We start from the raw sequence: 22,407 nt of genomic DNA on the forward strand, positions 1-22,407 counted from the left end.
CGCAGGCGCCGTTCCCTGATCCCTGGCCCCCTACCCCCTTCTCTCGGGCACCAGGCACGCCTCCCCCACCTGCAGATCGTTGTCGCGGGCGAAGTTCATGACGAAGTCCCAGGCCATGGGTTCGTGCTCGCGCAACTGGCTGTTGACCACCACGCATTTGACGCCGCCGATGACGGTGGGCACGCACCAGGGGGAGTAGCTCAAGTGGCTGCCGGGGGAGGCGCCGCCTGGCCGGAAGGAACTCATCACCCCCGCCAGGCGCTCGGCCCAGTCGCTCGGCCGGAAGGTGCGGCCCTGGCTGGTGATGCCCTGGATGCAGATCTCTTTGGGGGTGTTCGAATCCATTGAAAACGCAGGAGAAAAGCCGCTGCAGTCAGCGCGAGCGCGTCGTGCTGCACTGCGCAAGTAGTCTATCTTATATAAGAGTTGGACCCGTCCCGGGCGGCGCGGCCCACAGCCCCGGATCATCCTCCAGCGTTGCAAAGACGTGTGCCTAAAATCAGGCCTCAACGGCTCACCGCGTTGAGCCGCTTTTCATTTCTGGAGGATCGAATGGCACTCGCCCCGGCTGCGTCGCCGCACGTCATGAACACCTATGCCCGCCTGCCGCTGGCGTTCTCGCACGGCAAGGGGGTGCGCGTCTGGGACGTCGACGGCAAGGAGTACCTCGACGCGCTGGCCGGCATCGCCGTGAACACGCTGGGCCACGGCCATCCCAAGCTGGTGGCGGCCCTGCAGGACCAGGTGGCCAAGCTGATCCACACCAGCAACTACTACCACGTGCCCGACCAGGAGCGGCTGGCGGCCAAGCTGTGCGAGCTGTCGGGGCTGAGCAAGGCCTTCTTCTGTTCCAGCGGGCTGGAGGCCAACGAGGCCGCGATCAAGCTGGCGCGCAAGTACGGGCACGACAAGGGCATCGAGCGGCCGCAGATCGTGGTGTACGAAAAGGCCTTCCACGGCCGCAGCATCGCCACTCTCTCGGCCACCGGCAACCCCAAGGTGCAGAAGGGGTTCGAGCCGCTGGTCGAGGGCTTCATCCGCGTGCCGCTGAACGACATCGAGGCGCTGCGGCGCGCGACCGAAGGCAACCCCGAGGTGGTGGCCGTGTTCCTCGAGACCATCCAAGGTGAAGGCGGCGTGAACCCGATGCGTGCCGAGTACCTGCGCGAAGTGCGCCAGCTGTGCGACGAGCGCGACTGGCTGCTGATGATCGACGAAGTGCAGTGCGGCATGGGCCGCACCGGCAAGTGGTTCGCGCACCAGTGGGCCGGCGTCGTGCCCGACGTGATGCCGCTGGCCAAGGGCCTGGGCTCGGGGGTGCCCATCGGCGCGGTGGTGGCGGGCCCCAAGGCGGCCGACGTGTTCCAGCCCGGCAACCACGGCACCACCTTCGGCGGCAACCCGCTGGCCATGCGCGCCGGGGTCGAGACCATCCGCATCATGGAAGAAGACGGGCTGCTGGCGAACGCGGCGCGGGTGGGCGATCAGCTGCGTGGCGCACTGGAGCGAGAGCTGTCCGGCCTGGACGGCGTCACCCAGATCCGCGGCCAGGGCCTCATGCTGGGCATCGAGCTGGCCCGTCCCTGCGGCGTCCTCACCGGCCGAGCCGCCGATGCGGGGCTTCTGATCAGCGTCACCGCCGACAACGTGGTCCGCCTGGTGCCCCCGCTGATCCTCACCACCGCCGAGGCCGACGAGATCGTCGCGCGGCTGGTTCCCCTCATCCGCGCCTTCCTGGCGGAATGACGATGCCCATCCAGCACTACCTGCAGTTCACCGACCTCACGGCCGACGAATACGCCTGGATCTTCGCGCGCGCCGCGGCCATCAAGGCCAAGTTCAAGGCCTACGAGAAGTACCACCCGCTGGTCGACCGCACCCTGGCCATGATCTTCGAGAAGGCCTCGACCCGCACGCGCGTGAGCTTCGAGGCCGGCATGTACCAGCTGGGCGGCAGCGTCGTGCATCTGACCACCGGCGACACCCAGCTGGGCCGGGCCGAGCCCATCGAGGACACCGCGCGCGTGATCAGCCGCATGGTCGACCTGGTGATGATCCGCACCTACGAGCAGGAAAAGATCGAGCGCTTCGCCGCCCATTCGCGCGTGCCCGTGATCAACGGCCTGACCAACGAGTTCCATCCCTGCCAGATCCTGGCCGACATCTTCACCTTCCTCGAGCATCGCGGCCAGGGCGAGGAGGGCCGGCCCGACCTGCAGCGCCTGGCCGGCAAGGTGGTGGCCTGGGTCGGTGACGGCAACAACATGGCCAACACCTGGCTGCAGGCCGCCGAGCTGCTGGGGTTCACGGTGCACCTGAGCACGCCCAGCGGCTACGAGGTGGACCAGTCCGTGGCCGGCGTGCGCAGCAGCGCCAGCTACCGCGTCTTCAAGGACCCGCACGAGGCCTGCCGCGGCGCCGACCTGGTGACCACCGACGTCTGGACCAGCATGGGCTACGAGGCCGAGAACGAGGCGCGCCGCCAGGCCTTCGCCGACTGGTGCGTGGACACCGGGATGATGGCGCTGGCCAAGCCCGACGCGCTCTTCATGCACTGCCTGCCGGCCCACCGCGGCGAAGAGGTGCAGGCCGAGGTCATCGACGGTCCGCAGTCCGTCGTGTGGGACGAGGCCGAGAACCGCATGCACGTGCAGAAGGCCCTGATGGAGTACCTGCTGCTCGGCCGGGTCGACGGCTGACAGCCCCCCGTCGCGCGGACGATGTCGTTCCCCCGCGCCCGCCTGCTCGGCGTCGCCCTGTGCGCCGGCCCCGCCCTGGCCCAGCAGGCGACCCCGCCCGAAGCGCCCACGCTGCGCGCCGTCACCGTCACGGCGCAACCCGGTGTCGCACAGTCGGCCTTCGACACGCCGGCCTCGGTGGACGTGGTCGAGGGCGGCGTCCTGCGAAGCGGCCAATGGGGGGTCAACCTGTCCGAGGGCCTGGCGCGCGTGCCCGGGCTGGTGGTGCAGAACCGCCAGAACTTCGCCCAGGACCTGCAGATCTCCTCGCGCGGCTTCGGCGCGCGTTCCACCTTCGGCGTGCGCGGCATCCGGCTGTATGCCGACGGCATCCCCGCCGCCAGTCCCGACGGCCAGGGCCAGGTGTCGCACTTCGACCTGGCATCGGCCCAGCGCGTCGAGGTGCTGCGGGGACCGTTCTCGGTCCTGTACGGCAACGCCTCCGGTGGCGTCATCAGCATCGTCACCGCCGACGGCGGGCCCGACACCGAGATGGAAGCGTCGGCCGCGATCGGCTCGAACGACACGCGGCGTGCCAGCACGCAGGCCTCCGGCCAGACGGGCCGCCTGCGCTGGCGTGTCAGCGGCACCCGGCTGGACACCGACGGCTGGCGCGGCCACAGCGCCGCCCGGCGGGACAACCTCAATGCCAAGCTGCGCTGGCAGGCGAGCGACGACACCGAGCTCACCCTGGTGCTCAACGAGCTCTCGCTGCCGCGCGCGCTCGACCCACTGGGCCTGCGCCGCGCCGAGTGGGAAGCCGACCCGCGCCAGGCCAGCCCCGACGCGCTGCGCTTCGACACCCGCAAGACGGTGGACCAGCTGCAGGTCGGCGCCCTGCTGGCCCACCGGCTGGACGCGGACCACCGCCTCCAGCTGACGGTGTATGGCGGCCAGCGCGACACCCTGCAGTTCCAGTCCATCCCGCCATCGGTCCAGGCCGCCCCCTCCCAACCCGGCGGAGTCATCGACCTGACCCGCGCCTACCGGGGGCTGGACCTGCGCTGGATCCGCCAGGGCCGCAGCGCGGCGGGGCCCTTCACGCTGACCGGCGGGCTGGCGGTGGAAGGCACGCGCGACCACCGCCGCGGCTGGGAGAACTTCGTCGGCGATCAGCTCGGCGTGCAAGGCGGCCTGCGCCGCGACGAGATCAACCGCGCCTGGAGCGTCGCCCCCTATGTGCAGGGACAGTGGGTGCTGGGCGAGCGCTGGAGCGCGCTGGCCGGCCTGCGCCAGACCTGGGTCCGCCTCGAGTCGGAGGACCGCTACATCCGGCCCGGCAATGCCGACGACAGCGGCCGCGTGCGTTATGCCGCGCTCACCCCGGCCGCCGGCCTGGTGTTCCATGCCACCGAGGGCCTGAACCTCTACGCGGCCTGGGGCCGCGGCTTCGAGACCCCCACCTTGAACGAGCTGGCCTACCGCGCCGACGGCTCGGCCGGCCTCAACGACCGGCTGGAGCCGGCGCTCAGCCGGCAATGGGAGCTGGGCCTCAAGGCCGGCCGCGAGGCCGACTGGAGCCTGTCGGCCGCCCTGTTCCAGGCCCGCACGCGCGACGAGCTGGTGGTACTGGCCAATGCCGGCGGCCGCGCCAGCTTCCAGAACGCGCCGGGCACGCGCCGGCGTGGCGTCGAACTCGCCGGCCACGCCCGCTGGGCGTCATGGTCGGGCCTGGTCTCGGCGACTTGGCTGGACGCCACCTACACGCAGGACTTCCTCACCTGCGGCGCGCCGCCCTGCCGCGCGCCCACCCTGCCGGTGGCGGCCGGCAGCCGCATGCCCGGCATCCCCCGCACCAGCCTGTACGGCGAGCTCGCCTGGGCGCAGCGGCCCTGGGGGCTGCACACCGCCGTGGAACTGCGCCGGGTCGGCGAGGTGCCGGTCGACGACCGCAACACCGACGCCGCGCCGGCCTACACCGTGCTGGGCTGGCGCGCAGGCCTGGAGCAGGTCCGCGGACCCTGGCGCCTGCAGCAGTTCGTCCGCATCGACAACCTGGCCGACCGGCGCTTCGTTGGTTCGGTGATCGTGAACGAGGGCAACCGGCGCTTTTTCGAGCCGGCGCCGGGGCGCCAGTGGATGCTGGGCCTGCAAGCCAGCTACCGCTTCTGACTCCACATGAGCAACACCGCCCATCCCTGCCTGAGCTGCGGCGCCTGCTGCGCCAGCCTGCGCGTCGACTTCTCCGCCTGGGAGACCGAGGACCGCGGGGGCTCCGTGCCCTGCGGACTGGTGGTGCCGATCACCGACGAGCTGTGCCGGCTGCGGGGCACCGACCACAGCCCGCCACGCTGCGCCGCCCTCACCGGCACCGTGGGCCAGCGGGTGGCCTGCGGCATCTACGAGTGGCGCCCCTCGCCGTGCCGGGAGTTCGAGGCCGGCAGCGATGCCTGCGACCGGGCCCGGATGCGGCTGGCCCTCCTGCCGCTGCAGACCCTGGCCGGCTAGTCGCGCCAGCCCAGGAGCGCCTTGACCTCGAGGTATTCCTCGAAGCCAAAGACGCCGAACTCCCGCCCGTTGCCCGACTGCTTGTACCCGCCGAAAGGAAGGCTGCGGTCGAAGGGTGCGCCATTGAAATACACCCTTCCCGCCCGGATGCGCCTGGCGACGGCACGGGCGCGCTGGGGATCCCCGGACTGGACGAAGCCCGCCAGGCCGAACGGCGTGTCGTTGGCGATCGCGATGGCCTCCTCGTCGGTGTCATAGCTGATGATGGACAGCACCGGGCCGAAGATCTCCTCCCGGGCAATCCGCATCTGCGGCGTCACGTCGCCGAACACCGTCGGCTGCACGTAATAACCCGGCTCCTGCCTCGGTCGCCCCATGCCGCCCGCCACCAGGGTGGCCCCCTCGTCGATGCCCGACTGGATCAGGGCCTGCACCTTGTCGAACTGGGACTGGCTGACGAGCGGGCCCATGGTGGTCCCGGGGTCCAGCGGGTCGCCCAGGCGAACGGCTTGCACCGCCTCACGCGCCGCGTCGAACGCCGCCTGCCGATGTGCGCGGGGGATCAACATGCGGGTGGGCGACTGGCAGTTCTGGCCTGCGTTGGTGTAGCAGGCGTGCACGCCCTCGATCACGGCTTTGCGGATGTCCGCGTCATCCAGGATGAGATTGGCGGACTTGCCTCCCAGCTCCTGCGCCACCCGCTTGACCGTGTCGGCGGCCAGCTTGGCCACCCGGATGCCGGCGCCGGTGGAACCGGTGAATGACACCAGGTCGATCTCGGGATGGGAGGCGATCGCCTCGCCGACGGTCGGCCCGTCTCCGTTCACGAGGTTGAACACGCCCGGCGGCAGCCCGGCTTCGTGAACGATCTCGGCGAAAAGCATCGAACTCAGCGGCGCGACCTCGCTCGGCTTGAGCACCACGGTGCAGCCTGTGGCCAAGGCCGGGGCCACCTTGGAGGCCACCTGATTCAGCGGCCAGTTCCACGGGGTGATCAGGCCGCACACCCCGATGGGTTCGCGCCGCACGATGCCCGGCCCCATGCGCTGCTCGAACGGGTAGTCCGCCAGCACCCGGGCGGCCTCCTCCAGGTGGAACAGCGCCACCGTCGCCTGGCGCTCGGTGGAAAAGGTGATCGGCGAGCCCATCTCGAGCGTCATCAGGCGCGCGAGCTCCGGCAGGCGCGCGCGAAAGCCGTCGATGATCCTGTGCAGGTAGGCCAGCCGCTCCTGGCGGCTGGTCTCGGAGTAGGTTGCGAATGCCCGTCGCGCCGCCCGCGCGGCCCGGTCGACATCGGCAGCCGAACCCAGGCTGATGCGAGCGAAGATTTCTTCCGTGGCCGGATTGAGCACGCCCAGGGTGGCTGGCGCGGCCGGCTCCACCCACCCGCCATCGATGTAGAACTTCAGCTTGTCCATGGCGCGTTCCGAGGACCTCACTGCACCGAGATCTTGGCCGACTCCACCACCTGCTTCCACCGATCGGACTCGGCGGACATCTTCTCGCGCAGCTGGACCGGCGTGGCGGCCAGAGGCACCAGGCCCAGAGAAGCCAGCTTGGCCTTGCCTTCGGCCGAGCTCGTGTAGCGGTTGATCTCCTGGTTCAGCGTCTCGACGACGGCCGGCGGCATCCCGGCGGGGCCGACCAGCGCATTCCAGACGGTGGCTTCCAGCGGGATGCCCTGCTCGGCGGCCGTGGGCACGTTGGGCAGCCCCGGAAACCGCGTCCTGGAGGTGACGGCCAGCCCCTTGAGCTTGCCCGCCTGGATGTTGGGCGCCAGGGAGGTGACGGGTGCGGCCACCGCATCCACCGAGCCGCTCATGGCGTCGGTCATCGCCGGCGAATCGCCCTTGTAGGGGATGGACTGGAGCTTGGCCCCGGTGTTCATGCGCAAATACTCGGCCGCCAAATGTCCGATGGTGCCGTTGCCGGGGTTCGCGATGGTCACGTCACTCGATGCGGCCTTGCTCATGGAGACGAATTCCGCCAGGTTGCCGGCCTTGACCTGCGGGTTGACCGCGATGACCAGTGGAATCTCGCCGATCAGGGCAATGGGCGACAGGTCCTTCTCGGGATCGAAAGGCATGCGCTTGTAAAGCCACTTGTTGTTCGCCAACGGACCCGAAGTCGCCACTGCCAGGGTGTAGCCGTCCGGCGCCGACTTGGCCACATGGTCGACGCCGATATTGCCGCCCGCGCCGACCCGGTTCTCCACGATGAACTGCTGCCCGAACCGAGAGCTCAGGTGCTGCGCCAGCTGCCGCGCCACCAGGTCCGAGCTGCCGCCCGGCGCGAAGATGGCGATGATGCGAACCGGCTTGCTGGGCCACTTGTCCTGCGCGTGGACGGGGGCCTGCAGGGCCATCAGCAGCCCGGCCGCGGTGGCCAGGGCGCGAACGAAAGTCATTGTCTTCATCGGGTGTCTCCGGTTTGGGTCGGCACAGTGTCCCGAGAGATCGGGACGGCAACAACCGGGCTTTTCCAACTTTCCGCGCAGCGGAATATCGCCGTCGGCGCGGTGCCGCCGGGCGGCAAGCGCCCAGATTTCGCGGCGCGGAAAGCCCGAACAATCCGCATCGGCGCTTCGTGGCTTGCGGCATGCTCGACCCTCAACGCAGACCACTGCCAATCCAGAGGAACATGGCCCCGCGCTTTTTTGAAGACTTCACGATCGGCGAGACCTGGGTGAGCCCGCCCACCCAGGTCACCGCCGAGGAGATCGTCGCCTTCGCCCGCGACTTCGATCCGCAGCCCATGCACACCGATGCGCAGCAGGCCGCCCGCGGCCCGTTCAAGGCACTGGTGGCCAGTGGCTGGCACATCGCCGCGCTGGCCATGCGCGTCTTCGTGCAGTCGGGCGGGTACGGCAGCACGCCCATGGTCGGCCTGGGCATCGACGAGTTGCGCTGGCGCGCTCCGGTGCGTGCCGGCGACACCCTGACGGTCCGGCGCGAAGTGTTCGAGCTGCGCGCCTCGCAGACCAGCCCGAGCCACGGCATCGTGCGCACCCGGGTTTCCGTGATCAACCAGGATGGCGCGGTCGTCATGACGCTGATCAGCGCCGGCCGCGTCCCGACGCGGGCCGGCCGCGCAACGGATCCGGAGCCGGCATGAGCGCCGCCCGGCCGCCCGAAGGCGCTCAGCCCCCTCCGCTTGCGGAGGGGGGAGGAGCAGCCCGCGCAGCGGGCAATCCTGGGGGAGGCATTCCAATGCCCGCCGCCCGGCCGCCCGAAGGCGCTCAGCCCCCTCCGCTTGCGCAGGGGGGAGGAGCAGCCCGCGCAGCGGGCCATCCTGGGGGAGCGTACCCAGTGAGCGTGGTCGTGGCGCATGCCGCCGACCTGGCGGCCTACGTCGGACAGCCGTTGGGCGCCAGCGACTGGATCTGCCTGGACCAGGCCAGGATCGATGCGTTCGCCGCCCTCACCGGCGACGACCATTGGATCCACGTGGACGTGGAGCGCGCCGCGCGCGAGATGCCGCATGGCAAGACCATCGTGCATGGGTTCCTGATGCTCTCGCTGATCCCCGTCCTTCAGCGCGGCATCTACACCATCCAGCAGCGCGGCAGGGGCCTGAACTACGGCTGCAACCGCGTGCGTTTCACCGCGCCGGTGCCGGTGGGCTCGCGGGTGCGCCTGCGCCAGTCGGTGAAGGCCTGCACGCGGCTGGAGGACAGCACCCGGATCGCCTTCGAATCCACCATCGAGCTCGAGGGCGAGGAACGGCCCGCGCTCGTCGCCGAAACCCTGCTCCAGATCTACGACCGCTAGATGAACAGCACCGACCCCCCTCGCGGCTTCAGCCCCTTTCCTGCCCTGATCGCCTCGCACGCGCAGCTGCGCGGCACGGCCACTGCGTTCCGGGTGGACGAACAGACGCTGGACTGGGCCACGCTGCATGCCCGCGTGGGCCACGTGGCACGTGCGCTGGAACGCTGCGGCCTGGCACCTGGCGACCGCGTGGCCTTGCTGGGCGGCGCCAGCCTGCCTTACGTGGAGTGCTTCTTCGGCGCGGTGGCAGCGCGCGCCTGCGTGGTGCCGCTGCCGGTGTCCGCCAGCGTCGAGACGCTGCAGGCGCTGCTGGCCGACTGCGATGCCAGGCTGCTGTTCCTGGACCCCGGGGCGGGCGACGCCGTCATGGACATGGGCACGCGACTGGCCCGTGAGTCGGCGCTGCAGGTGGTGCACTTCGGGCACGACGGCGCCGCCACCCAGGCCTACGCCGCCTGGCGCGCCTCTGGCGAGACCCACGCCGCCCTGCCTGCGGCCAGCGCCGAAGACCCGTTCAACATCATCTACAGCTCAGGCACCACCGGCCTGCCCAAGGGCATCGTGCACCTGCATGGCATGCGGCAGGCGCAGGCCAGCCGCAAGGGCCTGTTCACGCCGCAGGCCCGCACGCTGCTGTCCACGCCCGTCTACTCCAACACGACCATCATGCCCATGCTGGGCACCGTGGCCCAGGGCGGCACCTGCATCCTGATGCGCAAGTTCGACGCCGGCCGCTTCCTCGCGCTGGCCGCTGAACAGCGCGCGACCCACACGATGCTGGTGCCGGTGCAGTACAAGCGCCTGCTGGCCCACCCCGACTTCGACGCCCACGACCTGTCCGCGCTGGAGCTGAGCCAATCGACCGGTGCGCCGATGGAGCTGGACCTGAAGCGCGAGATCCTGCGCCGCTGGCCCGGCCGCTTCCTCGAGGTGTATGGCCTGACCGAAGGCGGCGTGTCCTGCTTCCTGGACGCCCGCGCCCACCCCGACAAGCTGGGCACGGTCGGCAGGCCGGCCTTCGGCGGCGAGGTATTCCTGATCGACGAGAGCGGACGCCGCGTGCCGCCGGACCGGGTGGGCGTCGCCGGCGAGGTGGTGGGCCGCTCGCCCTTCATGATGGCCGGCTACCACAACCGGCCCGAAGCCACCGCGCAGATCCGCTGGTACGACGAGCAGGGCGCGGTGCACCACCGCAGCGGCGACATCGGCCGGTTCGATGCCGACGGCTTTCTGACCCTGCTGGACCGCATCAAGGACGTGATCATCTCCGGCGGCCACAACGTTTATGCCGCCGACCTGGAGGCCGTGCTGCTCCGCCACGCCGACGTGCAGGACGCCGCCGTCATCGGCGTGCCCAGCCCCGACTGGGGCGAGACGCCGCTGGCCCTGGTCACCCCGCGTGCCGGCGCGCAGATCGACCCCGGTGCGCTGCGCGACTGGGTCAACGCCCAGGTCGGCAAGACCCAGCGCCTGTCGGCGGTGGAACTGCGCACCGAACTGCTCCGCTCGGCCGTGGGCAAGCTGTCGAAGAAGGAACTGCGCGCGCCCTACTGGCCCTCCCGACCAACCCCTGAAGTGAGCCCATGAACCCTTCCGCCTCCAGACCGGTCTGCATCGTCACCGGCGCGTCGTCCGGCATCGGTGCCGCCACCGCCCTGCTGTTCGCCCAGCGTGGCCACGACGTGGTGATCAACTACGCGCGGCAGTCCGAAGCGGCCGAGCGCGTGGCCGATCAGTGCCGCGCCGCCGGCGCGCAGGTGCTGGTGGTGCAGGCCGACGTCGGCGAGGACGCGCAATGCCGCGCCCTGGCCGCCCAGGTACGCAGCACCTGGGGCCACGCCGACGCCCTGGTCAACAGCGCCGGCATCACCACGAAGTTCGCCGACCTCAAGGACCTGGACGCATTGGACGCCCACGACTTCGCCGCCATCTACCGCGTCAACGTGATCGGCACCTTCCAGATGTGCCGCGCCGTGGCGCCGCTGATGCAGGGCCGGCCGGCCCCCGGCATCGTCAACATCTCGTCCATGGGCGGGCGCATGGGGTCGGGGTCGTCGATGGCGTATGCCGCGTCCAAGGGCGCGGTGAACACGCTCACCCTGTCGCTGGCGCGCGCACTGGCTCCGGCGATCCGTGTCAACGCGGTGCTCCCGGGGATGGTCGATGGCGAGTGGCTGCGCCGCGGGCTGGGCGAGGAGGTGTTCGCGCAGCGCCGCAAGCGCTACGAGTCGCGCGCCTTGCTGGCCGACGTGGTGCAGCCGCAGGACGTGGCGCGCACGGCCTACTGGCTGGCCTGCGAAGCGCGCAAGGCGACCGGCCAGCTGATCGACGTCGAAGCCGGCTTCATCCTGGGCTGAGCCCCCACTAGCACTGCACGCTCGCGGCGCCGATCCCCGGAAACTCCACCAGCACCCGCTCCCCGGGTTGCGCCTCCAGCAGCCCGCACCAGGTGCCGGTGCTGACCACCGTCCCCTGGCGCACGGGCGCGCCGTCCCGCGTGACGTGCCGCATCCAGTCGGGCAGCACCCAGGCCGGGTCGCCCACCCCGAGGCTGCCGGTGAACACGCGCGGCGGCGCGTCGCCGAGACGCACCCGGCACTCCTGCGCGGCCCAGTTCCCGGGCGCATAGGGCACGAACTCGCCCAGCACCAGGGCGCCATGCACCAGCAGGTCGGCCACCTTCAGCAGCGCCGGTGCGTCGCGCCCGGACTGCCAGCGCGAATCCACCAGTTCGATCGAGACGCACATGCGGTCCACCAGGGCACCCGCCTGCTGCACCGTGAGGCTGCGGGCTTCCTCGGCGCCGACATCGCGGCCGATGCGCAGCGCGACCTCGGCTTCGATCCAGCGGTGGCGCAAGTGCAGGCCTTCCAGGCCGGCGCCGCAGGCGCGTACGCCTGCCGGGGGCAGTGGCGCATGGCGCATCGGCTCCGACCGCGAGGGGCCGCCGGATTTCCAGTGCATCGGGCCCTCCGGGGGCACGCCCAGTTGCGCCAGCAGACGCTCCTGCACCGCATAAGCCTGCGCCAGGGAAGTGACACGACCCTGCAGGGCGTGGTCGTCGGCCGGCGGACCGCCGCGCCAGGCGCGCGCCAGGGCGAGGGCAACTGTATCGATGGGTTCGTGGTTGGCAGGCATGCCGCATTGTCCTGCGGCCCGAGGTGGCCGGATTCCGCCCGGCGGAACGGACAGAATCCTCCGTGGTGCCGGCGCACCGGCACGGCTACGCTGCACCCCCGACTACCCCATGCCCACCCTGCTCGTCTCCCCCCGCATCGCCCGCGATTTCGGCGCTGAGTTGCGCGCCGCCGGCGGACCCGGCCTGCACCTGGCCGTGGTCGATGCCGCCATGCCGCTGTCCCCAGGGCAGCTGGAGGAGGTGGACGTCGCCCTGGTCTCGCTGGACGTGATCGGCTTGTCGACGAAAACGGTCCTCACGCCCTACATGCGCCTGTTCTGCGAGCAGCTGCTCGGCGCGCCCCGGTTGCGCTGGATGCACATACCGAGCGCCGGCGTCGACCGGCCGGTCTTCCAGGAACTGCTGCGACGCGGCGTCCGGGTGACCACGTCGTCGGGCGCCAACGCGCAGGCGGTGGCCCACACCGCGCTGATGGGCGTGCTGCTGCTCGGCCGGGGCGGGCTGCACTGGATCCAGGCCCAGCGCGCCCACCAGTGGGCGCCGCTGCGCGGCGCCGAGGCCCCGCCCGACCTGGCGGGGCAGACCGCCATCGTGGTCGGCCAGGGGCCGATCGGGCGGAGCATCGCGCAGCTGCTGCGCACCCTGGGCCTTCGCGTGCACGGCCTGCGCCACCGGCCGCAACCGGGCGACGCCGGGCAGCAGATCCACGGCTATGCGGCACTGGGCGAACTCGCCCGCGAAGCGCACTGGCTGGTCCTGGCCTGTCCCCTGACCGAAGCCACCCGCCGGCTGGTGGACGCCCGGGTGCTGAATGCGATGCCGCGTGGAGGCCGCGTGGTCAACGTGGGCCGCGGCGGCGTGCTCGATGAAGCCGCGCTGCTGGCGGCGCTGGAGTCGGGCCAGATCAGCGGCGCGCACCTGGACGTCTTCGAGCAGGAACCGCTGCCGCCTGGCTCTGCGTTCTGGGCGCGCCCCGACGTGCTGGTGACGCCGCACAACGCGGGCTCCTCGGCCGGCTATGCGGACCGCTGTGTCCACCTGTTCCTCGACAACCTGGCCCGCTGGACCCGCGCCGAGCCGCTGCTGCAGGAGGTGGCCGGTGACCTGAGGCTGCCGCTGCCGCCTCGGTGAAAGGCCAGGGTGCAGATGAGTCCGCCGGCTACACTGCCGACCCGACACCGCACACCGTCCATGGCCACTGCGCGCCCCATCAACGTCGTGCTCCGGGCGCTGCAGATCCTGCGGGCGCTCAACCAGCAGCCCGTCTCCAGCGTGGACGCGATCCACAAGCACACCGGCATTCCCAAGCCCACGATCGTGCGCCTGCTGCAGACGCTGGAGGCCGACGGCCTGGTGCGGCGCGCACCTCAATACGGCGCCTACTACCTGACCTCCCAGGTCACGGCACTGGCCAGCGGCTACCACAGCGAGCCGCGCATCGTGGAAGCGTCGGCCGCCATCGCCGACGCCCTCACCCAGGAGCTCAAGTGGCCGGTATCGGTGGCGGTACCCGACGGCGACGCGATGATCGTGCGCTACAGCACCATTCCCAACTCACCGCTGTCGTTCTTCCACTCCACGATCAACATGCGCCTGAGCCTGTTGAACCAGGCGCTGGGCCGCGCATTCCTCGCGTTCTGCGAGCCGACCGAGCAGCAGGCGCTGCTCGAGTTGCTGGCGCGCACCAGCGGCGAGCCCATCGTCGGCCACGAGCCCTCCATCCTGCAGATGCTGGCGCAGGTGCGCGAGCGCGGCTATGCGCTGCGCGACCCACGCGTGCGGCCCGAGTCCTCCACCATCGCGGTCCCCATCATCGAAGGCGCACGCGTGGTGGCGACCATCGGCCTCACCTGGTTCAGCTCGGCACTGGACACGACGCAGGCGGTCACCCGCTTCCTGCCGCCGCTGCAGCAGGCGGCGCAGGATATTTCCCGCGCGCTCGCCGCCACGGCGACCTGAGGGCGACGGCAACTTTCCGCTGCGCGGAATCCGCGCAAACTTGGCTTGGCACCGCAAGGGCCGGTGCCGATGATGGGCAACCGCGCAACCGCAAACCGTCCTCCCCCTCCGAGCGAATCGATGAGCCCTCCCCGTCCCCTGCTGTTCGACTCCCATGCCCACCTGGTCGCCGATGACCAGGTGCGCTATCCGCGCCAGCCCATGCAGCGCGCCGCCGACGCGCCCTACCGCCCGCCCGGCGTGATCGGCCGCCCCGGTGGGCACCACGGACCGCACCCGATCAACGAAGTGCCCGACGCCTCGCGCATGCTCCGCTGGATGGCCGAGGAGAACGTGGACGGCGCGGTGGCGGTGCAGAAGCGGATGATCTACCGCTACGACAACAGCTACATCCTGGACTCGTCGGACGCGCACCCCGACACCTTCCTGGCGGTGGTGATCCTGGACGCCGAAGACCCCGCCACGCCCGAGACGGTGCGGCGCTGGGTGGGCGAGCACGGCCTCACGGGCCTGCGCCTTTTCGGCGGCCGCAAGGCCGACGGCAGCATGCCCTGGCTCAATTCCCCGCAAGCGCTCGAGAGCTGGAAGGCGATCGACGACGCCGGCCTGGTCATGGAGCTGGAAGTGCTGGCCCAGGGCGGCGGCGGGCCCTCGATTCCCGCCATCCTCGAGCTGGCCGAGCAGTTCCCCCACACCCGCATCGTGCTGGACCACCTGCTCGAGCCCGAAATGGACGAGGGCGGGCACTTCGGCCTGGACGAACGCTACGAGCGCATGGCCGGCCACCCGCGCATCTTCTTCAAGTTCACCTCCATCAACCTGGACACCTGCCGGGAGACCGGCATTGCCGCCAACCGGCTGCTGCGCCGCGCGGTGGACCTGTTCGGCGCCGACCACCTCATGTGGGGCTCGGACATCGGCACCTCGTCGGGCACCTACAAGGACATGGTGCAGCGCATGGTCGACGCCTCCGACCTGCTCAACCCCGACGAGCAGCGCGCGGTGTGGCACGACACCGGGCGCCGCGTCTTCTTCAAGCCCGAAGCCGGGTCCGGCCGGTGAGCGCCCATCGCTTCACCGTCGTGCCCACCGAGGGCATGGACACCGCCACCGCCTATCGCCTCATCTGCGGCGTGGTGGTGCCGCGGCCGGTGGCCTGGATCACCACCATCAGCCGCGAGGGGCGCGTGAACGCCGCGCCATTCAGCTCCTACAACTACGTGGCGCACAGCCCGCCCATGGTGGCCGTGAACATCGGCACCCGGCTCGGCGAGCTGAAGGACACGGCGCGCAACATCCGCGAGACCGGCTGGTTCTGCGTCAACGTGGCGACCGAGGCCGTGATGGAAACCATGCACCTGTGCGGCGCCGACTACCCGCCCGAGGCGGGCGAGCCCGAAGCCCTGGGTATCGAACTGCTGCCGGGCCAGGCGACCCCGGTCCCACGCATCGCGGCGTCCCCCATCCACATGGAGTGCCGGCTGGATCAGGCCGTGCCCCTGGGCCGCGGCCTCAACACCCTCTACATCGGCGAAGTCCTGACCTTCCACCTGGCCGATGCCGTCTACGACGGCCGCCACGTGGACAGCGTCAAGCTCCGCCCGGTGGCCCGCCTGGGCGGGCCCTACTACGCGGGCCTCGGCGAGATCTTCCACCGACCCGCGCTGCAGCGTCCGCCGGGCGAATCCGCTGGGGAGGCGTCATGAGCTACACCCTTCCGCCGCCGGGCGACTGGCACGTCGGGACCTTCGTCAAGACCACTTCGCCGCAGGTCGTCGAGGTCCTGGGCGGCGCCGGGCTGGACTTCGCCGTGCTCGACGCCGAGCACGCCCCGTACGACCGGGCCGCGCTGGACCTGTCCTTGCTGGCCGGCCGGGCCGCCCGCCTGCCCCTGTTCGTGCGGGTGCAGGACCGCAGCGCCGCCAGCCTGCTGTCGGTGCTGGACCTGGGGGCTGCCGGCGTGCTGGTCCCGCACGTGGACAGCGAGCAGGACGCGCGCGAGGTGATCGCGCACTGCCGCTACGTGGACGGCGACCGCGGCTACTCCAGCTCGCCGCGCGCCGCCGGCTATGGCGCGCTCGGCATGAAGCAGGCGATCGCCCACGGGGACCGCAGCATCGTGATCTGCCAGATCGAAAGCGTGGCGGCGGTGCAGGACGCGGCGCGCATCGCCGCCGTGCCCGGCGTGGGCGCCGTGTTCATCGGCCGTGCCGACCTGGCGCTGTCCATGGGCATCCACGACGCGCAGGACGCGCGGGTGCTCGAAGCCACCGAGGGCGTGATTCGCGCGGCGCAGGCCGCCGGCACGCCCGTCGGCATGTTCGTCGGCAGCAGCGCCGAGCGCGAGAAGTACCGCGCCCTCGGCGTGCGCTGGTTCATCCAGGGCTCGGACCAGTCCCTGCTGCGCCAGGCGGCGCAGGCGATGGCCCGCCCTCGTACTCCGGAGCAAGCAGCATGAGCCCTTCTTCCCCCACCCGTCCCGCCTCCGTCGCGCGCTGGCACGACCAGGCGCCGCAGTCCGAAGCGCCGGGCGCCCGCACCTGGGTCGCGCGCGGCGCCAACTTCGTGGTGGCGCACAGCCAGGCCGCGGACGGCGCGCGCCTGGAGCGCCGCGGCCAGCCCGACGAGTACATGCTGTTCCTGCCCGAGTGCGGCGCCACCATCGAAGCCGGCGGCGAGCGACTCGAGGTCGGCCCCGAGTCGCTGACCATCGTGCCGCCAGGCGACAGCACGGTCACCGTGCACGGCGGCGGGCAGGTGGTGCGGCTGTTCTCGCACCAGGCGCAGGACCTGCTGGCGCTGGCCGGCAATGCCGCCGACTACGCCCAGCCCACGCCCGAGGTGGCGCCGCTGGTGCCCTGGCCCACCCCGGCGGGCGGCTTCCGGCTGCGCAGCTACGAGGTGGCGCGCTACACGCAGGAGGGCAGCAACATGCGCATCTTCCGCAGCACCAACCTGATGCTCAACGTCATGACGCAGCGCATGGTGGCGCGCGACGTGCACAAGCTCAGCCCGCATTCGCACGCCGACTTCGAGCAGGGCTCGCTGGCGCTGCGCGGCGACTGGGTCCACCACATGCGCTACCCCTGGGGGCCCGACATGGCGACCTGGCGCGAGGACGAGCACATCGAGGTGGGCAGCCCTTCGCTCATCGTGATCCCGCCGAAAGTGGTCCACACCAGCCGCAACGTCAACGACGGCGGCGCCTGGCTGCTGGACATCTTCGCGCCGCCGCGCATGGACTTCTCCAGCAAGCCCGGCAAGGTGGCCAACGAGAACGACTACCCGCTGCCGCCGGCCGCATGAAATTCGCCGTCGTCGGCGCCGGGGCGATCGGTGGCTGGCTCGCCGCCCGGCTGGCGCTGGCGGGTGAAGACGTGAGCGTGATCGCCCGTGGGGCCACGCTGGCGCGCATCGATCGGTGCGGCATCCAGCTGCACTCGGACGGGCGGAACGCGCTGGCCCGGGTGCGCGTGGCCTCGTCGGCCCAGGCCCTGGGCGCGCAGGACGTCGTGCTGCTGGCGGTGAAAGCCCCGGCGCTGCCCGGCCTCGCGCCCACCCTGGCCCCGCTGCTGCGAACGGACACGCTGATCCTCCACGCCGGCAACGGCCTGCCCTGGTGGTACTTCCTGCCGCCGGGCCAGCCGTGCTCGGGACTGCGGCTGCGCGGCGTGGACCCGCAGGGCACGGTCGAGGCCGCCTTGCCGCTGCCGCAGGTGCTGGGCCTGAGCGTGTTCGCGGCCTGCCACTGCCCGGAACCCGGTGTGGTGCAGCACGACTCGGGCGGCCGGCTGGTGCTGGGCGAGCCGGCCGGCGGCGAGAGCGCGCGCACCCAGCAGCTGGCACTGCGCCTGCAGCGCGCCGGGCTGGACGCGCTGCCCAGCAGCGACATCCGGCGCGAGATCTGGCTCAAGCTGCTGGGCAATGCCTGCTTCAACCCGGTGAGCCTGCTCACCGGCGCAACGACGGACGAGATGATCGACCAGCCCCAGCTGCACGCCCTGTTCGTGCAGCTGATGGAGGAGGTCATCGCCATTGGCGGCCGGCTGGGGCTGCGCCTGCAGGTCGATCCGGCCAGGCGCATCGCGCAGGCCCGCAGCCTGGGCCCTATCCGCACCTCGATGCTGCAGGATCTGCAAACGGGTCGCGCCGTGGAACTGGATGCCATCGTCGGCACGGTGCTGGAATGCGCCGCCGCCGTCGCCATGCCGGCCCCCACGCTGGCCGGCATCCTGGCCATGGCCCGGCTGCGCGCGCGTCACGCCGGCTTGCCGGCACTCTGAGGAGTTGGCCATGCCCATCACCGCCGAGCAGATCACCCAGGTCACCGCGGACCTGTACGAGTGGTCGCTCAAGAAGGTCCCCGACGACACCAAGGCGGCGCTGGCGCGGGCCGCTCCGCGCGAGCGCAACCCGACCGGCCGCCAGACCCTCGCCATCATGCTCAAGAGCGCCGACGCCGCCGAGCACAGCGGGCACCTGGTGTGCTCCGACGTCGGCATCCCCACCTACAGCGTGAAGATCGGCACCCGGGTGCGGTTCGACGGACCGGTCCGCCAGGCCATCGTGGACGGCTTCGCGCGCATGGCCGCGCGCAGCGACCCACCCATTCTCAAGATGGTGACCAACCCGCTCACGCACGAGCGTGGCCACGCCGGCAAGGACATGCCCATCGTCAGCTTCGATGTGGTCGACGGCGCCGACTACATGGACATCGTCTGCGCACCGAAAGCCATGGGCACCGGCCGCTGGGAGGCCGCGCAGATCTTCGTCTACCCGACGCTCGAGCAGATCGAAGCGTTCGTGCTCGACACCGTGCTCCAGTGCGGCTCCCAGGTCTGCCCCCCGATGGTGGTGGGCGTGGGCATCGGCGGCACCTTCGACCACGCCGCGCGCATGGCCAAGGATGCCGTGCTGCGGCCCTTCGGGCAGGTGAATCCCGAGCCGCTGCTCGAGGGGATGGAGGCGCGCCTGCTGGCCGCGATCAACGAGCTGGGCTTCGGCCCCATGGGCACCGGTGGCGACACCACGGCCATGGCCGTGCACGCCAACTACGCCGCCTCGCATGGCTTCGTGCCGGTGGCGGTCAGCCTGAACTGCTGGATCAACCGCCGCACGCACGCGCGCATCCACGGTGATGGCCGGGTGGAGCGCATCGAATGAAGCAACTGCATCTGCCGCTCTCGCGCGCCGACGTGGAGGCGCTGGAGCTGGGCGAGCTGGTGCTGCTCAGCGGACAGGCCACCATGAGCATCGGCCTGCCCACGCACCAGCGCATGGTGGATCACCTGGACAGCGGCACCGCGCTGCCGGTGGACCTGCGAGATGGCGCCTTCTTCCACCTGAGCTGCTTCAATCGCGAGCGCCCCGACGGCAGCGCCGAAGCCCTGTACCTCAACCCGACCACCAGCACCCGCTATGACGCCTACATGCCGCGCCTGATCGAAGGCTGCGGCCTGCGGCTGGTGGGCGGGAAAGGCGGCCTGGGCGATGCCAGCGTGCAGGCCATGCAGCGCCAGGGCTGCGCCTACCTGTCCTTCCTGGGCGGCGGCTGCACCTTGCTGTCGCAGGCCATCCGGCGCGTGGTGTCGGTGCACTGGACCGAGGCCATCGCCCAGTTCCGCCTGCTCACGCTGGAGCTGTCCGGACTCGGCCCGGCCACGGTCGCCATCGACGCCCACGGCCGCAGCCTCTACCAGCAGTTGCAGGCGCAGGCGTCGCAGCGGCTGCAGGCGTCGCGGATCAGACCCGCTCGAGAATGACCGCGATGCCTTGCCCCACGCCGATGCACATGGTGCACAGCGCGTAGCGTCCGCCGCCGCGGTGCAGCTGGTTGACCGCCGTGGTGGCCAGCCGCGCGCCGCTGGCGCCCAGCGGATGCCCCAGCGCGATCGCGCCGCCGTTGGGGTTGACGCGCGGATCGTCGTCGGCGAGTCCGAGCTGGCGCAGCACGGCCAGCCCCTGGGCGGCGAAGGCCTCGTTCAACTCGATCACGTCCAGCTGCCCCAGCGTCATGCCCGCCTGCGCCAGCACCTTCCGCGTGGCCGGTGCCGGGCCGATTCCCATGATGCGCGGCGCCACGCCGGCGGTGGCCATCGCCACCACCCGTGCGCGCGGCGTGAGGCCGTGGCGCGCGGCCGTGGCCTCGTCGGCCAGCAGCAGCGCGCAGGCGCCGTCGTTGACGCCGCTGGCGTTGCCGGCGGTCACGCTGCCGTCGGGACGCACCACGCCCCTGAGCTTCGCCAGCGCTTCGAGCGAGGTCTCGCGCGGGTGCTCGTCCTTGTCCACCACCAGCGCCTCGCCCTTCTTCTGCGGGATGGTCACCGGCGTGATTTCGGCATCGAAGAAGCCGGCTTTCTGCGCGGCCACGGCCTTCAGCTGCGAAGCCAGGGCCATGCGGTCCTGTGCTTCGCGCTCGATCCCGTAATCCACCGCCACGTTCTCGGCCGTCTCCGGCATCGAATCCACGCCATGCATCTCCTTCATGAGCTTGTTGACGAAGCGCCAGCCGATGGTGGTGTCGTGGACGGCAGCGGTGCGCGAGAAGGCGCTCTCGGCCTTGGGCATGACGAACGGTGCGCGGCTCATGCTCTCGACGCCCCCGGCGACCATCAGCCCGGCTTCGCCGGCGCGGATGGCGCGCGCCGCGGTGCCCACCGCATCCAGGCCCGAACCGCAGAGGCGGTTGACCGTGGCGCCCGGCACGCCGACGGGCAGCCCGGCGAGCAGCGAGGCCATCCGCGCGACGTTGCGGTTGTCTTCGCCAGCCTGGTTGGCGCAGCCGTAGATCACGTCGGCCACGGCTTCCCAGTCGACCCCGGCGTTGCGCGCCATGAGCGCGCGCAGCGGGATGGCAGCCAGGTCGTCGGTGCGTATCGACGACAGGGCGCCGCCGTAGCGGCCGAAGGGCGTGCGCACGGCGTCGCAGATGAAGGCCTGGGGGGTGGTCATCGGGTGCTCCTGTGATTCAGCCGGCCAGGATCGGCAGGCGGGTGAGTTGCTCCAGTTCGTCGTGCGACAGGCCGGGAACCGCGTCGATGAGCTTGAGCCCCCGGGGCGTGCACTCGAACGTCGCGACGTCCGTGTAGACGCGCTTGACGCAGCCCACGCCGGTGAGCGGGTAGTTGCAGCGGGCCACCAGCTTGCTCTCGCCCTTCCTGGTGAGCAGGTCCATCATCACCCAGGTCTGCTTGGCACCGATCGCCAGGTCCATCGCGCCACCGACGGCGGGGATCGCGTCCTTCTCGCCGGTATGCCAGTTGGCGAGGTCGCCGGTGGCCGAGACCTGGAACGCGCCGAGCACGCAGATGTCCAGGTGGCCCCCGCGCATCATGGCGAAGCTGTCGGCATGGTGGAAATAGGCGCCGCCTGGCAGCAGCGTCACGGGCTGCTTGCCGGCGTTGATGAGGTCGTAGTCCTCCTCGCCCGCGGCGGGCGCCGGCCCCATGCCCAGGATTCCGTTCTCGCTTTGCAGGATCACTTCCACGTCCGCGCGCAGGTGGTTGGCCACCTGGGTGGGCATGCCGATGCCCAGGTTGACGTAGGCACCGTCATGGATGTCCTGCGCCACGCGGCGCGCCAGCTCGTCTTTCGTTCGCTTCGTCCAGCCCATCTCAACGCTCCTGCTTGAAACCGGCGCCCTGGGTGGGGACGCGGGCGACCTGAACCACGCGGCTGACGAAGATGCCCGGTGTGACCACGTGCTCCGGATCCATCGCCCCGAGCTCCACCACCTCGTGCACGCTGGCGATGGTTTGCCGCGCCGCCATCGCCATCACCGGCCCGAAGTTGCGGGCGGCCTTGCGGTAAGTGAGATTGCCCCAGCGGTCGCCGCGCTCGGCCTTGATCAAGGCCACGTCGGCGTGGATCGGATGCTCCAGCACATAGTGGCGGCCGGCGATCTCGCGCGTCTCCTTGCCTTCGGCCAGCGGCGTGCCGTAGCCCGTGGGCGTGAAGAAGGCGCCGATGCCGGCACCCGCGGCCCGGATGCGCTCGGCCAGGTTGCCCTGCGGGACCAGTTCCAGCTCGATGCGGCCGCTGCGGTAGAGGCCGTCGAACACCTGGCTGTCGGCCTGGCGCGGGAAGCTGCAGATCACCTTGCGCACACGTCCCGCCGCGAGCAGCGCCGCCAGGCCCGTGTCACCGTTGCCCGCGTTGTTGTTGACCACGGTCAGCTCGCGCGCCCCTTGCTCGATCAATCCGTCGATCAGTTCATTGGGGATGCCGGCCGTGCCGAAGCCGCCGATCATCACCGTGGCGCCGTCCGCGACGCCCTCCAGGGCCTGCGCCACCGATGCCACCACCTTGTCGATCATTCGCCAATCTCCTTCACGTCCGATGGCTTGCATCCGCC

Annotated in this window: 24 protein-coding genes; 17 read left to right on the plus strand and 7 right to left on the minus strand. The window is 71.0% G+C overall.

Features of this window, described 5'->3' with window-relative positions; genetic code table 11:
* Window positions 1–30 precede the first annotated feature (30 nt).
* Window positions 31–345 carry a DUF3579 domain-containing protein gene (locus tag JI739_RS06080; RefSeq protein WP_201682907.1) on the minus strand — a complete coding sequence of 105 codons (315 nt, stop codon included), beginning with the start codon at window positions 343–345 and terminating at the stop codon, window positions 31–33.
* Between the two features lie 207 nt (window positions 346–552).
* Between JI739_RS06080 and JI739_RS06085 the strand changes: the two genes are divergently transcribed.
* From JI739_RS06085 to JI739_RS06100, 4 genes are read left to right on the plus strand one after another with little or no spacing between them, the layout of a single operon-like run.
* On the plus strand, window positions 553–1,746 hold the full coding sequence (locus tag JI739_RS06085) for an aspartate aminotransferase family protein (protein WP_201682908.1): 1,194 nt from the start codon (window positions 553–555) through the stop codon (window positions 1,744–1,746).
* 2 nt (window positions 1,747–1,748) lie between these two features.
* On the plus strand, window positions 1,749–2,699 hold the full coding sequence (gene argF / locus JI739_RS06090; protein WP_201682909.1) for an ornithine carbamoyltransferase: 951 nt from the start codon (window positions 1,749–1,751) through the stop codon (window positions 2,697–2,699).
* Window positions 2,700–2,720: 21 nt separating this feature from the next.
* On the plus strand, window positions 2,721–4,850 hold the full coding sequence (locus tag JI739_RS06095) for a TonB-dependent receptor family protein (protein ID WP_201682910.1): 2,130 nt from the start codon (window positions 2,721–2,723) through the stop codon (window positions 4,848–4,850).
* Between the two features lie 6 nt (window positions 4,851–4,856).
* Window positions 4,857–5,186, plus strand: coding sequence for a YkgJ family cysteine cluster protein (locus JI739_RS06100; protein WP_201682911.1), 330 nt, complete (start codon window positions 4,857–4,859; stop codon window positions 5,184–5,186).
* On the opposite strand, the gene JI739_RS06105 is transcribed toward JI739_RS06100, so the two are convergent.
* Together JI739_RS06105 and JI739_RS06110 are read right to left on the minus strand one after the other, a co-directional pair.
* Window positions 5,183–6,604, minus strand: a complete 1,422-nt coding sequence (locus JI739_RS06105; RefSeq protein WP_201682912.1) for an aldehyde dehydrogenase family protein — start codon at window positions 6,602–6,604, stop codon at window positions 5,183–5,185. The two genes, JI739_RS06100 and JI739_RS06105, sit on opposite strands and share 4 nt — an antisense overlap.
* A 17-nt stretch (window positions 6,605–6,621) precedes the next feature.
* On the minus strand, window positions 6,622–7,602 hold the full coding sequence (locus JI739_RS06110; RefSeq protein ID WP_201682913.1) for a Bug family tripartite tricarboxylate transporter substrate binding protein: 981 nt from the start codon (window positions 7,600–7,602) through the stop codon (window positions 6,622–6,624).
* Between the two features lie 224 nt (window positions 7,603–7,826).
* Here JI739_RS06110 and JI739_RS06115 point away from each other — a divergent pair, with 224 nt between their 5' ends.
* The 4 genes from JI739_RS06115 to JI739_RS06130 all read left to right on the plus strand — a co-directional run bounded on the left by JI739_RS06115 (window position 7,827) and on the right by JI739_RS06130 (window position 11,313).
* Window positions 7,827–8,300 carry a MaoC family dehydratase gene (locus JI739_RS06115; protein ID WP_201682914.1) on the plus strand — a complete coding sequence of 158 codons (474 nt, stop codon included), beginning with the start codon at window positions 7,827–7,829 and terminating at the stop codon, window positions 8,298–8,300.
* 194 nt (window positions 8,301–8,494) lie between these two features.
* The gene (locus JI739_RS06120; protein ID WP_354003683.1) at window positions 8,495–8,956 is read left to right on the plus strand and encodes a MaoC family dehydratase; all 462 of its coding nucleotides are present in this window, start codon (window positions 8,495–8,497) and stop codon (window positions 8,954–8,956) included.
* Complete coding sequence (locus tag JI739_RS06125; RefSeq protein WP_201682916.1) at window positions 8,957–10,543, plus strand: class I adenylate-forming enzyme family protein; 1,587 nt, start codon at window positions 8,957–8,959, stop codon at window positions 10,541–10,543. It abuts the gene before it with no gap.
* Entirely contained in the window at window positions 10,540–11,313 is a 774-nt protein-coding gene (locus JI739_RS06130) for an SDR family NAD(P)-dependent oxidoreductase (RefSeq protein ID WP_201682917.1), read from the plus strand. The genes JI739_RS06125 and JI739_RS06130 overlap by 4 nt, the downstream gene beginning before the upstream one ends.
* Before the next feature lie 7 nt (window positions 11,314–11,320).
* Here the strand turns inward: JI739_RS06130 and JI739_RS06135 are convergent, their stop codons facing one another.
* On the minus strand, window positions 11,321–12,094 hold the full coding sequence (locus tag JI739_RS06135; protein WP_201682918.1) for a fumarylacetoacetate hydrolase family protein: 774 nt from the start codon (window positions 12,092–12,094) through the stop codon (window positions 11,321–11,323).
* Window positions 12,095–12,203: 109 nt separating this feature from the next.
* Between JI739_RS06135 and JI739_RS06140 the strand changes: the two genes are divergently transcribed.
* The 9 genes from JI739_RS06140 (at window position 12,204) to JI739_RS06180 (ending at window position 19,816) form a co-directional block, all read left to right on the plus strand.
* Window positions 12,204–13,226 carry an NAD(P)-dependent oxidoreductase gene (locus tag JI739_RS06140; protein ID WP_201682919.1) on the plus strand — a complete coding sequence of 341 codons (1,023 nt, stop codon included), beginning with the start codon at window positions 12,204–12,206 and terminating at the stop codon, window positions 13,224–13,226.
* Window positions 13,227–13,286: 60 nt separating this feature from the next.
* On the plus strand, window positions 13,287–14,054 hold the full coding sequence (locus tag JI739_RS06145; protein ID WP_201682920.1) for a DNA-binding transcriptional regulator: 768 nt from the start codon (window positions 13,287–13,289) through the stop codon (window positions 14,052–14,054).
* 120 nt (window positions 14,055–14,174) lie between these two features.
* Window positions 14,175–15,116: an amidohydrolase family protein gene (locus JI739_RS06150; protein WP_201682921.1), complete on the plus strand. Its 942-nt coding sequence runs from the start codon at window positions 14,175–14,177 to the stop codon at window positions 15,114–15,116.
* Window positions 15,113–15,760, plus strand: a complete 648-nt coding sequence (locus JI739_RS06155; RefSeq protein WP_201682922.1) for a flavin reductase family protein — start codon at window positions 15,113–15,115, stop codon at window positions 15,758–15,760. The genes JI739_RS06150 and JI739_RS06155 overlap by 4 nt, the downstream gene beginning before the upstream one ends.
* Window positions 15,757–16,512: an HpcH/HpaI aldolase family protein gene (locus JI739_RS06160; RefSeq protein WP_201682923.1), complete on the plus strand. Its 756-nt coding sequence runs from the start codon at window positions 15,757–15,759 to the stop codon at window positions 16,510–16,512. Before JI739_RS06155 ends, JI739_RS06160 begins: the two co-directional genes overlap by 4 nt.
* Window positions 16,509–17,360, plus strand: coding sequence for a cupin domain-containing protein (locus tag JI739_RS06165; RefSeq protein WP_201682924.1), 852 nt, complete (start codon window positions 16,509–16,511; stop codon window positions 17,358–17,360). Before JI739_RS06160 ends, JI739_RS06165 begins: the two co-directional genes overlap by 4 nt.
* Window positions 17,357–18,337: a ketopantoate reductase family protein gene (locus JI739_RS06170; protein ID WP_201682925.1), complete on the plus strand. Its 981-nt coding sequence runs from the start codon at window positions 17,357–17,359 to the stop codon at window positions 18,335–18,337. The genes JI739_RS06165 and JI739_RS06170 overlap by 4 nt, the downstream gene beginning before the upstream one ends.
* A 10-nt stretch (window positions 18,338–18,347) precedes the next feature.
* Window positions 18,348–19,217 (plus strand): fumarate hydratase, encoded by an 870-nt coding sequence (locus JI739_RS06175; protein WP_201682926.1) that lies wholly within the window; start codon window positions 18,348–18,350, stop codon window positions 19,215–19,217.
* A complete protein-coding gene (locus JI739_RS06180; protein WP_201682927.1) occupies window positions 19,214–19,816 on the plus strand; it encodes a fumarate hydratase C-terminal domain-containing protein in 603 nt (200 codons plus the stop codon). Before JI739_RS06175 ends, JI739_RS06180 begins: the two co-directional genes overlap by 4 nt.
* Here JI739_RS06180 and pcaF read toward each other — a convergent pair.
* Genes pcaF through JI739_RS06195 form a run of 3 tightly spaced genes read right to left on the minus strand, consistent with a single transcriptional unit; the run spans window position 19,797 to window position 22,369 of the window.
* Window positions 19,797–21,005, minus strand: a complete 1,209-nt coding sequence (pcaF, locus tag JI739_RS06185; RefSeq protein WP_201682928.1) for a 3-oxoadipyl-CoA thiolase — start codon at window positions 21,003–21,005, stop codon at window positions 19,797–19,799. The genes JI739_RS06180 and pcaF overlap by 20 nt on opposite strands.
* 16 nt (window positions 21,006–21,021) lie before the next feature.
* A complete protein-coding gene (locus JI739_RS06190) occupies window positions 21,022–21,666 on the minus strand; it encodes a 3-oxoacid CoA-transferase subunit B (protein ID WP_201682929.1) in 645 nt (214 codons plus the stop codon).
* A 1-nt stretch (window position 21,667) separates the two neighbouring features.
* Complete coding sequence (locus tag JI739_RS06195; RefSeq protein WP_201682930.1) at window positions 21,668–22,369, minus strand: 3-oxoacid CoA-transferase subunit A; 702 nt, start codon at window positions 22,367–22,369, stop codon at window positions 21,668–21,670.
* Between the last annotated feature and the right edge of the window lie 38 nt (window positions 22,370–22,407).

Source organism: Ramlibacter aurantiacus, from assembly GCF_016722895.1.
GTDB lineage: Bacteria > Pseudomonadota > Gammaproteobacteria > Burkholderiales > Burkholderiaceae_C > Ramlibacter > Ramlibacter aurantiacus.